This window comes from Candidatus Melainabacteria bacterium RIFOXYA2_FULL_32_9, from assembly GCA_001784615.1.
In the GTDB taxonomy this organism is placed as follows: Bacteria; Cyanobacteriota; Vampirovibrionia; order Gastranaerophilales; family UBA9579; genus UBA9579.
In genome coordinates, this window is the sequence record MFRQ01000109.1 from 17,915 (window position 1) to 29,036 (window position 11,122).

Here is an 11,122-nt window from a genome sequence, read left to right on the forward strand (position 1 = left end):
CTCCGCCTTCAATATTTTGCACAGGATCAAATGGATTCGAAACACCAAGCCTCTTTGCCGTTGCTGGCATAAGCTGCATCAAACCCTGTGCGCCGGCAGAAGATACAGCATTAGGATTAAACCCTGATTCCTGTTTTATAACAGCAAGTATTAATCTTTCATCTATATTATGCTTATCGGCTACCTGTTTAACGATATTCTCAATTTGTCCTTTTGATACAGGTGAAGAAGGAGGAACCAACCTAAATTTTAATTCTGATGCAGGAGAAGTCTTCATATAATCAGAAAACTTAACTGGTGGATCAATCTGCTTTGGAGGCTCTATACTTTGAGTATAGCCAGCAATCATATTTTCAATTTGAACTACACGATCTTTAGCAGAACTAGCCCCGCTTTGACTCATTAATTTAGATATTGATTCACTAAACATTTACTATTTGCTCCTCCATCATAATGAAGTTGGATTAATACCCAATCCTACAATGTTATTTACCTATCTCTGTTGCCTTTTGGGCCATTGCTTTTGTCATACTAATAATAGCCAAGCTTGCTTCATATGCTCTTGAGGTCATATTTGCATCTGCTATCTCAACTAACGGATTTACATTAGATTTTCTAATATAACCATTTTTATCTGCATCTGGATGACCTGGGGAATAAATCATATCACCCGGAGTAGAATCTGCGATCACACCGGTTAACGTTACTCCCCCGGTAGAATGTGGTAATACACCTGTTTTGAAAACATTATCTTTCATTCTATTAAGCAAACCTTGAAAAGACATATCTTCTTTGGCCATCAAAACAGGTATTTTTCTTACATAATTTGGTGTATCAGTATTAGCAATGTTTTTCGCATGGATTTCTAAACGTTGCCCATGTGAAATTAATCCTGATGATCCAATATTAATAGATTCTAATAAACCCATAATCCTACTTTCCTACTTGTGTAACTGTTTTGAGTTCCTGAATTATAGCACTTACCCTTCTTGTTGCTACAGAATAAAGGAGTGCGTTTTTCTGTAACTCTATTAATTCAGCAGGGGTTGAAACTTCTCCTCCTGATTGTTTCATTAAAGGAGAAGGACCTAACTTTTTAGATAATTTTGTTTCAAGAGGACTATCTAGAGCCCCAATATATTGTTGAAAGTTAATATCTTGTCTGACATAGCCTGGAGTATTTACATTGGCTAAATTAGCACCAATTGTTTCTTGCTTTTTAGCGATTAAATCCAGAATTAAGTTTGTTTTATCCAGAGAATTATTCATCTTTTCCTTCCATTCTTAAAGATTATTAAAATTAAATTATTGATTAATTTATTGACGCAAATTAATAGATTGTCTATAAAACTCGTCTACAATTTTTACAAGCCTTACACTCGATATTAAACTTGCATTTAGCCTTAATACTTCATCTACACAACCAAAAATATTGACATTTGATCTTTCAAGATTACCCTGTTTAATACGTTCATGATCTTTTACTAAAGTTGGATTACCTGAATCATTGGTAGCAATAAGCTTATTTCCTTCAATAGACTTTAATCCCTCAGGATTATTGAAGATAACCACAGGAATTTTGCCTAACACCTCCGGCTCAGCATCTCTTGCACTAATAACTGTCACCGTACCGTTTGATGCAATTTTTAATTTGTCATACTGTGGAGGAATTTTTATCCCATCACCGACAATACAATTATCATTGGTAACGAGATATCCTTCTGAATTTACGGTAAATGAACCGTCTCTTGTGTATGAAACCAAGCCATCTTTTCTTATTACAGGGAAAAATCCTGCACCGTCTATTGCAACATCAAGAGGTTTTTTAGTAGCAAAGAAAACCCCATTTTGATAATCAGTACGTAATGTTCCCTCAAGACGACCATTTTCCATCAAATAATTCTCAAATCTTTGAGCTTTATATCCCACGGTATTGTAATTTGAAACGTTGGTCGTAACATATCCTAACGTCTCGAATTGTTTATTAGCATTATCTACTGATCTTGATATTATGCCTTGAAGAGTAGTCATAATTATCTCCTGCTTATTCCTATGCTCTACCTAATTCCTGAATAGTTTTTGATAATTCATCATTTTGAATTATGTATAATTGACGATTCGCTTCAAAATTACGTCTGACAGGTACAAGATTAAAAAATTCTGTATGCATGGTTACGTTTGAATCTTCTGTAAAGCCCTGTTTTACATTAATATCTTTTGTTATAGATCCATCACTTGAAACAACAGATAATTGACCTACATTATTAAATTTCTTTTCCTTAGAATCAAAAGCAGTTAATGTTCCATCTTTATCAACTTTTATATCTTCCAGTTTTTCCGGTACTTTATCGAATTTTATAGGCTGTCCTGTAGCTGAGAGAACTTTAAAGTTATCAAGTGTCAAAAGATAACCATTCTTATCAATCTTAAATCTGCCATCTCTGGTGAGTTTTATTCCATTTGGCGTCATATATTGGAAATAACCCTCTGTAGCCAGAGCAATGTCAAGAGGTTTCCTTGATTGTCTTAACCGTCCAACACTCTCATCAGCAACTTCCGATAGCGCATGAACACCAATTAATTCAGCAAAAGAAGAAAGAACCGGTGCTTTTCTTTGATAACCAACTTTACCAAAATTGGTAATATTGCAGTTAATATTATCAAGCATTGCAGTCTGAAGGTGCATTGCTCTTACTGAATTACTTAAACCATTTTCATTAAAATAAATTCCACCAAATAACCGCATAATCTTCTTCTCCTGACTCTCTCTTCAAGGATTTAAAAAATGGCCAAAACTGACTCTCTTTACAGATTTAATCGGCAAAGTTCATACCAAAGTTTAAGTATTTAAATAAAAATCATCCAAATGTAGGACAAGAATAAATTTTTATTAAATTCTTTGTTTTCTACTCTCAATCAAGGAGACATTTTCATCAATCTCAAAAATAATCTTTGCAATTGAATAAGCAGCCATCATAATTTTGGGAGAAATATTAGATACAGGGCAAAGGGATAGTTCTCGCTTATCAGAGTCTTTTTCTGTTTTGAATTTCTGAGTATAAACGTTTGTTTTACCGTTAATTTTATTTTTTGACATTTCCTGGTTCACATTACTCAGAATCTTTTCCAAATAAATTTTGTTTTTTTCAGCTTCTTCACTTTCAATATCGATATTTAGACTACTATCAGCATTAAGAATAAGCGTTATCTTAAATCTGCCTAAATTTATGGTGGAAATGTACATAATAAGGGCGATATTTTCCTGATCATTCTCACTTCCTTTCCTTTCTTCAAGCTTTATATCTATATCCTGCTGCTGAACCAAGGGTAACCAGGGTAAATACAAAAGAATTGTTTTATTCAAAATTTCCTGTGGAGAATTGTTTTGAGATGATATAGTCTGAGTCAATAAATTAACAAGCTTATTTAGTTGTTCGGTATCTTTAAAACCAGATGACCCGGGTTGTAATAATTTTAATAACTTACTAATAACCTCTTTTGAATTCGTATCGAGCAAATTCTGTATATCTTTTAGCTGAATATCCTTGCTTTTATCTTGTAATAGCTTTAAAAGATTTTCCTGACTAACCTCACCGTATACCATTAAAGATAAAAACTCTTTAAACTCTTTTGGAAGATTAAGCAACTCTCTAATAAGGACTGCTTGTTGAGCTGTATTTAGAGCGTTAATATGGAAACTACCAGGTAAAGCTGAGTTACTCTGATTATAAATATTTTGGGAGTTAGCTTTTTGAGAATTTGGCGTATCTGATTCAACCCTGCTCTTATCAGTGACACTTTCAGGATTTTGGATATTTTTAATGAAATAGCTTAAATTCGTAAGATTAATTTTCAACTCAGCAAAATACCCTCTAAATTAAGATTTATGGTTATTCTAAAACATAACCATAAATAATTATAAAAAACTTTTTTAAAATTTCTATTTTTCAAAATCATTTTAACTTTTTAGAGACCTCTGCGTAACTCACTTTTTTGAGAAAAACAATGAAAAACGAGGTCTTTTTGAGGACGTGCAACCCCTGCAGGGCTGAATTTAGACTGCGCTCAAAGCATAAATTTTAGCAGTTATCTGAGTTTTTTTATTAAGTTTTAAAATACTCTATTATTAAAAAAAATTAACATTTACCTTTGTAAAGATTAAAAAATATAATTAAATGCCCTATAATATATATAAATAATGATATTAAAAAAACACTTCATCCTGAGAATTAAGGACTGCAAGACTCAACAGCAGTACAAGTTTTAAGACCAGGAGTCGGACAAAATGAGCATACCACCAATCCAACCATCTGGCTGGAATAGTCAAGTCAATCCTCCAAGCTCTGTAGAAAATCAAGGAGGAGGCTCAGGATCTGCTGGTTATATGAGGAAAGAAGAAAAAATTGACGAAGCAACTTTTCATACCAATGAAAATAAACAAGATGAATTAATTTTACTTCAAAATAAGAGCCTTTTAACAATAATAAGAGAATTTTTTACGTCGTTGTGGATATTTATCCTTAAAACACTGGGTATAAGAGCTACAAAAGAAAGCTAACAACAATACTCAGAACTAACCCGGTTATTAACATAACCGGGTTTTTTTTATGTTTTTTCAACAAATCCTTGTAAATTAATTTTAATTTTCAGCAAAATTTTCGACTTTATTTTTGATTTAGAAAAAAATATTTTTATCATTTTTATTAGAACCAATGACAATGCATAAGTATTTTTTATTATGTCCTTAATTAAGAATAAGAGAAGGAAATCAGATTTGTTAAAGAGATTTTATTATGAATTTTTTCCTAAACAACCAAAATGCAGGCATGAAAGAGTTTCACCAATAGGTCTTGGAAAATTCTGCCCAGACTGTGGAAAAGAAATCTTCATTAGCTGGATCATTTTAAGATGTAAATGCTGTTCAACAAAAAGACAATCAATTCCACGGTTTGATACATTTTTGCCTATAGAAAAATACTGTTCAAAATGCGGATCCAGGAAATATTATGTCGAAAAAAAGACAAAATTAGAGTTTTATGAATTTAATTACGCTATTTTAATTAGAGAAGAATTTGAAAATCCAACTGATCAAAACAATAAAACTCAGATTTGGATCGAGGAAAATAGTTGGTCAAGCATAATATCGCCAAAACTCATTCCCTTGTTTAAATAAGGACATAATAAAAAATACTTATGCATTTTTTATTACTCGATTAATGACTGGTTACAGGAAGCAGTCTGTAAAAATCATAACGGATTTTTCATCAAAATCCTTAATGATTTTTTCCGCTGTCCTTAATCCAATTATTTTCTTGAAAAAATTTGATTGCTCCTGATTATTTCAAATAATTTAACAAGCATCAGCCAAACCAAAATTCCGGAGGCAATTCCAGTTATGTCTGCAAATAAATCAATCCCATCCATTGACCTTCCAGGCACAAAATATTGATGTATTTCATCTATAATCCCTGTATTAATTCCAAAAATAACAGAATATTTAGCCATTTTATCAAAATTATCCGAAGAAACATTTAAAGCGAAAGCTAATAGAAATCCGAGCACACTATATTCAACTATATGTGCAGTTTTATCAAAACCTTGTATATTAACAAAGATAGGTCCACTGGAAAGAAACCATATAATCCCATTATAAATACCAGCTGGTACAAATCTTACGTATTTCATCTCATATTTTACCCTAATTTCAAATCCTACTAAATGATTATAAACCAGAAATTTAAGCACATACAGTTTATAACAAATTATAATTTTAAAAGCATTTAGTCAGGTTTGGAAATCACCTTTATAGTTATTTTTTAAAAACAATAATTTAACATTTTCATGAATAAAATATTAAAATAAAAATTTATAGTTTTTCTAAATTATATCCATATACTTATATATCGATTCATGAAAGTTCAATCCTGATAAATGTAAGCGATTCTTTAACATGAGACATTTCTTGCAATCATGCATGAATATATCATCATGATATGCAAAATATAGAAATAATGTTATATTCAGGCAATTGTATAGTAATGTAATAATTGTTCATCAAATTGTTGTATTTCACAAACTAATGTATATAATTTAAATTACAGCTTATTTACAGCTAAATTAAGTTAGACGATATTTTTGGGTCGGGAAAGAGTGTGTTTGGGGAGTGAGACAAGTGTTAAAAACTAGAGATTTGGGAAGGACAACGTCTGTCAGAAGATGGACACAGACTGCGGTAGATTGTTACAAGAGAGGATGCGTTTGCTCAGGTTGTTTTTATAGTGACTTCTTTAAAGAAAGCCCTCAAAGATGTCAAATGAAAGCAACTGTACTGGAATTGGTAAGAGTATTAGGAAGACCTAACGTTGAACCATTGGATGCAATAATTGGCAGTTAAATAATTTTTCCACGCAAATAATGCTTTATCGGGGCTTAGTCCCCGATTTTCATTTTATCAATTACCTACTGGATTACAGGTTTATGTCAAATATGCTATATTAAGGACAGCGAAAAAAAACATTAAAGATTTTGATGAAAAAATGCGAAGCGGGAGTGAAATTTTCGGGAAGAGCAGCTTCGCTGGTCTGGACCGAAAACAAAACTCATTCTATCTTTGGTTATTTTTGTAGCCTGCTTCTTATAACCAGTTATTACGTCCTTAACATAGTAAACTTAATGGATAGAATACGTATGGAATGCAAGAAAAATAACTTTTTTGATTCAACTATTAATGACCGTCTTGAAGAAACAATACAAGTACTATCAAGATTAAAAGAGTTTACAACAGATATTGAGCAAGCTGCTCAAATAATTCTTAATTGCTTTAAGTCGGGAAATAAACTTTTGATTTGCGGAAATGGGGGCAGTGCAGCTGATGCTCAGCATATAGCCGCGGAATTCGTTGGAAAGTTTTATAAAATAGATAGGCCAGCTCTACCTGCAATTGCATTAAATACAAATACATCAATTATTACTGCAATAGGAAATGATTTTGGTTACGACGGAACATTCAAAAGACAAGTAGAAGCTTTTGGCCAAAAAGAAGATGTGCTATTAGCCATATCAACAAGTGGAAATTCTTTAAACGTAATTGAAGCTATAAAAGCAGCCACTGCAAAAGAAATGATTATAATATCTTTAACAGGACAAACAGGTGGTGAAATGGCTAAGGTGTCTCACATAACAATAAAAGTTCCCAGTACCAATACACCAATTATTCAAAATGCTCACATTACTATTTGTCATACTATATGTGAAATAGTTGAAAACTATTTTTAGTTAGCTCAAATAAAGTAAATATTCTACATTTGCTGCATATTTAAAGGATTATAATTACCAGGATCCTTTAATAAAACTTTGCCTGGAATTCCTGCATGATGAACCTTAGGAATTAACTCCTTTGCACTTATTTCAATAGGTTCTTCTTTATCATCATCTGTATCATTGTATATGAAATGTAACTCACCATTTTGATCAACTTTTGATCCTATTATTGTAATTTCATGACCACCAATAATCTTGTTTTGCTGGTCAATTTGAGTTATTCCGACAACCACGTTTGATCCTGATTTTAAAGAATCTAGCAAGTGTTTCTGAGTCGTTTGCAAATCATTATTATAACCTTTTAGATAATTATTTCCTGCTTCATCAGATTCTACTATCTGATAGGTAATGGAAGTCTTTTTCTCTCCACTATCTATTATAGTTTCAGCAAAGTTTTTCTCAACCTCAACTAATCCTTTATTATCAGGAACGTGATCACCTGCACGTATATCAGTAAGACTATTATAACCATTTGCACTACCTAACTGCATTACTGTTGATTGCATTAATGCATCTATAGCAGACCTGGAACTGAGTTGTCTATAAGTATTTTGCACTCTAGCTCGAATTATTGCATTTCTATCAGGCCTTAATGTAACCTCAACATTATTTTGATCAATTGGTCTATATTCAACACCAAAATTAACCAACGTATTAATTGCATTTGTTGGGTTAGGATCAATACTGCTAAGATTAACTTTTGTTTTAACGCTTAAATCAGGACTGGTCAAACTGGCAATATATCTTGCAAACTCAGCAGGCTTTTTATCTGCAAGGTTAAACTCCATACTGGCAGCTACACAGGTACCACTTGTTTCAACATTTAAATCTTGAGGATTAACAGCTGCAATTGGCCCTGCAATCTTAGTTTGATTAAAATGCGGCGCCAGATTATTATTTAATCCTACACTATTAACTAAATTATTACGTTTTTCATCAGTTAAAATGCTTGCAATCATAAAATCAGGTATTTTACCAAATTTCTGAGTTATTATAAACGGGTTAGCAAGAGTTTTTATGGTTTCATTAAGAATTTCTCTGTTATCCAACCCCGATACTCTTGGTTCAGATACAATTTTATATAGATTCTGTAATGTTGATGAACCATCAGCTGAATTTTTAGCTAATAATCTTCCTGTTCTCAATAAAGTTTCAAGATTATATTTTCCCTCTTGATCAAGAGAATCATATAATCCTTTATACATTGCTTTACTTTGAGGATCTTTCATTTTCAAAAAATTAAAATACACAAATGGCTTATCAGCAAAATTCATACCATCAATATTGGTGATACTTTGCTGTACAGTAGAAGGACTATAAGCGTTATTCAAAGGCTTTATTACAGCCCCTCCCTGAGTCTTTCCTGTATGTATTCTTAATGAATTATCTAACATTTACGTCCAAATCTATATACTATTACTATATTTTAAAAAACAAAAATATAAAAAAATTGCTATTTATTAACCGCATTTTCAATCAATATTAATAATTGTATATATTTTTTATTTTAATTAAATTAATTGATAAAATTTATATGATAAGGACAGCGGAAAAAATACTTACGTATTTTTCATTACGTCCTTAGCGCAATTCCAGGAGATTTTAAAATTTCAAGAATAGATAAAAGCTCTAATACAATTGAAATCCCAAACACTATTTCAGAATTAAGAGAGAAAACAATAGTAATTAAGCCTCTTGAATTCTCTGAATTGCTGATTGCTCTTGAAAGACTATCAAGGTTTCAATATCTACCTCAAAAGCAGGAAAGAGTTTATAAAGAAATCTTGATAAAAAATACTATATCACCAAAAATAAGCCTAAAGAATTATCATAATTTCCAATTAGGTACAATAAACAAGCTTGTGCAATTAATCTGGAATACCTCAATAAATCTGCTGGATGAAAGTCTAAAACAGGATAACAGCATTAACCTTTATCTGGCATATGAGGAAATTAGAACTTTTTCTGTTTATGCAATCATAAAAGACATTTTAACAAGTGAAAATATAAAATATTTGAAAAATTATGATCTGATTAATCTGGATTCACAAATAAAATCTTCACCCGATAAATTAGAGAGCCAGATTATTGAGTTATTAAAAGAAAACAACTTTAATATAACTGATAAATACTCTAGCTTAAAGGATTTTGACACATTATCAAGAATTTATTTCCTATATAGTCAAAATTATCCGCTAAATATCAGTGGGCTTTTAGAATATACAGAAAAACATAACAGCAATTTTGACCTACCCAGCAACATTAATAGATTAATCTGGCTAAATAATCTTGTAAAAAGTGCTGAATTAAACCTGGAAACTAACAATTTATTTGAAAAAGTTAATATTATCTTTAATAAAGCCGAAAAATACAGAGAAAAAGAATCAGCTAAATATCCTGCCAAATTATTAATTCTTGTAGAGGGAGCAACTGAAGAAAAATTGCTGCCCATATTTGCAGAAAAATTAGGAATTGATTTTGATAAAAAAGGAATTCAGCTAATTGGCGCCGGAGGAAAAAACCAGGTAGCAAAACTCTATAAAAAGTACTATCAAAAACTAAATTTACCGGTTCTGATTATATTAGATGCTGATGCAGTAGAAATAGCGGAAGAAATCACCCAAATACTACGAGAAAAAGACCAGCTCTTCCTGATCCAGGAAGGAGAATTTGAAGATATATTGCCTATTAATCTCATATGTAAATCTATAAACACATTTCACGGTCTAACAGCTCAAGTATGTCCAGCAGAAATACAAATTGATTTACCTATGGTTCATACACTGGACATTTTATGGAAAGAGAAAGGACTCGGAGAATTTGATAAAGTAAAATTCGCAAGAATAGTTGCAGAAAACATCAAGGATAAAAGGGATATTTCACCTATTTTAAGTCAAATCGTTGAAATAATAGATAAAATGATAAATAATTCAAGTTAAATAATCTTTAAAAGTTCAGTTAGCTCAATGTCTCTTTTTAAAATAAAAAAAATTAATATAAAAATTTAATTTTTTAGTACAATAAAGTTTGATAATATTAGTGTTTTTCTAGAAATGAGCAATATTAATGAGTCAATCTGACAAAGGATTAAAATACAAAAGGGTTCTATTAAAAGTCAGCGGAGAAGCCCTTATGGGAGAACAGGGTTTTGGTATTGACCCTGATGTTGTTAATAAAGTTGCACAAGAAATTAAAGAAGTTCATGATTCCGGTGCAGAAGTTGCTATTGTTGTAGGCGGCGGAAACATATTCAGAGGAGTACAAAATAGCACGAAGCTCGGCATGGATCAGGCTTCAGCAGATTACGTCGGCATGCTCGCTACAGTTATGAATGCCCTCATATTGCAAGGTGTTTTAAGGAAAGCAGGCGTTTCAACAAGAGTTTTAACAGCTCTTACAATGAATGCAATTGCTGAACCTTACATCAGATTCAGGGCTATGAGGCATTTAGAAAAAGGAAGAGTAGTAATCTTCGCAGCCGGAACAGGCAACCCATTTTTCACAACTGACACAGCAGCCGCATTAAGGGCATCAGAAATAGATGCAGAATTAATGCTCATGGCAAAAAATAAAGTTGACGGGGTTTATAATAAAGATCCAAGAAAATTCCCTGACGCTAAAAAATATGATTATATCAGTTATGATGATATGATTGTCCAAGATTTAAAAGTAATCGATACAGCTGCCGTAGCTTTATGCAAAAATAATAACATTCCTATCGTAGTATTCGACTTTGAGGCTAGAGGCAGTATAGAAAAAATATTAAAAGGTGAAAAAGTAGGAACATTGGTAGGAGGAAACC

General features: G+C 31.7%; 13 protein-coding genes and 1 pseudogene (1 of these 14 only partly in view). 6 read left to right on the plus strand and 8 right to left on the minus strand.

Annotation, left to right across the window (positions count from 1 at the left end):
- From A2255_04140 to A2255_04165, 6 genes and pseudogenes are all read right to left on the minus strand, one after another.
- A pseudogene (locus A2255_04140) lies at positions 1-430 on the minus strand (hypothetical protein) (it extends 152 nt beyond the left edge of the window).
- Positions 431-485: 55 nt separating this feature from the next.
- Positions 486-929, minus strand: coding sequence for a hypothetical protein (locus tag A2255_04145; GenBank protein ID OGI18454.1), 444 nt, complete (start codon positions 927-929; stop codon positions 486-488).
- Between the two features lie 4 nt (positions 930-933).
- Positions 934-1,269, minus strand: a complete 336-nt coding sequence (locus A2255_04150; GenBank protein OGI18455.1) for a hypothetical protein — start codon at positions 1,267-1,269, stop codon at positions 934-936.
- 48 nt (positions 1,270-1,317) lie between these two features.
- Complete coding sequence (locus tag A2255_04155; protein ID OGI18456.1) at positions 1,318-2,031, minus strand: hypothetical protein; 714 nt, start codon at positions 2,029-2,031, stop codon at positions 1,318-1,320.
- Between the two features lie 19 nt (positions 2,032-2,050).
- Entirely contained in the window at positions 2,051-2,746 is a 696-nt protein-coding gene (locus tag A2255_04160; GenBank protein OGI18457.1) for a hypothetical protein, read from the minus strand.
- A gap of 144 nt (positions 2,747-2,890) precedes the next feature.
- Positions 2,891-3,856, minus strand: coding sequence for a hypothetical protein (locus A2255_04165; GenBank protein ID OGI18458.1), 966 nt, complete (start codon positions 3,854-3,856; stop codon positions 2,891-2,893).
- A gap of 429 nt (positions 3,857-4,285) precedes the next feature.
- Here A2255_04165 and A2255_04170 point away from each other — a divergent pair, with 429 nt between their 5' ends.
- Positions 4,286-4,558 (plus strand): hypothetical protein, encoded by a 273-nt coding sequence (locus tag A2255_04170; protein ID OGI18459.1) that lies wholly within the window; start codon positions 4,286-4,288, stop codon positions 4,556-4,558.
- 216 nt (positions 4,559-4,774) lie between these two features.
- On the plus strand, positions 4,775-5,173 hold the full coding sequence (locus tag A2255_04175; GenBank protein OGI18460.1) for a hypothetical protein: 399 nt from the start codon (positions 4,775-4,777) through the stop codon (positions 5,171-5,173).
- 131 nt (positions 5,174-5,304) lie between these two features.
- Here A2255_04175 and A2255_04180 read toward each other — a convergent pair whose 3' ends face one another.
- Positions 5,305-5,685 (minus strand): hypothetical protein, encoded by a 381-nt coding sequence (locus tag A2255_04180; GenBank protein ID OGI18461.1) that lies wholly within the window; start codon positions 5,683-5,685, stop codon positions 5,305-5,307.
- A gap of 487 nt (positions 5,686-6,172) precedes the next feature.
- Here A2255_04180 and A2255_04185 point away from each other — a divergent pair, with 487 nt between their 5' ends.
- Positions 6,173-6,394 carry a hypothetical protein gene (locus tag A2255_04185; GenBank protein ID OGI18462.1) on the plus strand — a complete coding sequence of 74 codons (222 nt, stop codon included), beginning with the start codon at positions 6,173-6,175 and terminating at the stop codon, positions 6,392-6,394.
- A 293-nt stretch (positions 6,395-6,687) separates the two neighbouring features.
- Entirely contained in the window at positions 6,688-7,275 is a 588-nt protein-coding gene (locus A2255_04190; protein OGI18463.1) for a phosphoheptose isomerase, read from the plus strand.
- A 23-nt stretch (positions 7,276-7,298) separates the two neighbouring features.
- Here the strand turns inward: A2255_04190 and A2255_04195 are convergent, their stop codons facing one another.
- Positions 7,299-8,714 (minus strand): hypothetical protein, encoded by a 1,416-nt coding sequence (locus tag A2255_04195; protein ID OGI18464.1) that lies wholly within the window; start codon positions 8,712-8,714, stop codon positions 7,299-7,301.
- Positions 8,715-9,029: 315 nt separating this feature from the next.
- Between A2255_04195 and A2255_04200 the strand changes: the two genes are divergently transcribed.
- Both A2255_04200 and A2255_04205 read left to right on the plus strand, forming a co-directional pair.
- Positions 9,030-10,259, plus strand: coding sequence for a hypothetical protein (locus A2255_04200; GenBank protein OGI18465.1), 1,230 nt, complete (start codon positions 9,030-9,032; stop codon positions 10,257-10,259).
- A gap of 127 nt (positions 10,260-10,386) precedes the next feature.
- The coding region (locus A2255_04205; protein ID OGI18466.1) for a UMP kinase at positions 10,387-11,122 on the plus strand (736 nt) is incomplete at its 3' end.